Annotated in this window: 1 pseudogene; it reads right to left on the bottom strand. The window is 39.9% G+C overall.

What is annotated here, in order from left to right:
• Positions 1 to 549: pseudogene (locus tag ACTJLE_RS06495) on the bottom strand (hypothetical protein); the annotation flags it as partial.

A 549-nucleotide genomic window follows, 5' to 3' on the forward strand; every position in this document is an offset into this window, starting at 1 on the left:
CGAACGTGAAAAACACAGCATAGTAGCGTATGTTTCTTCATCAGCCGTTTTACGCTGCGCGAAAGCCATATACTTTCCGTCGTTAGTAAGATGAAAAACTAGACCCTTGTGAGAATTATCTTCTTCCCACTCGCCGGTTCCAACATAGCCAATATACACGCCGTTACGGTAGAAGTTGTTCCCATTTTTATCAAAAACAGCTCTTTTATGATCCTCATCAACTTCACCATCGTAAAGCTCTATCTGCCCGGGTGTTATTTGCACGTATTTACTCGAATGGTTAAACCCGAGAAGGAAACTGTTATAGTTTTGCTGCATAAAACTACCAAAATCACCTTTTTTAACCATTGAAGATATGGAATCTTCTACTATGGTTAGTTTAGAAATAGCCTTATCAGCCGTGAATTTAGCAGCCTCAATGTCTTTATCTTTAACTCTTGCCCAAGCGAACGTTCTAAAACTACTTATACTGTCAGCTGAAACGTAATGCCACAGTTTGCTTGTTCCACCTTTATACGGGTGTTCAGACTCAGGATAATTTTCACCTTC

The sequence above is a fragment of the Gardnerella sp. CCPDSM genome (assembly GCF_056754715.1).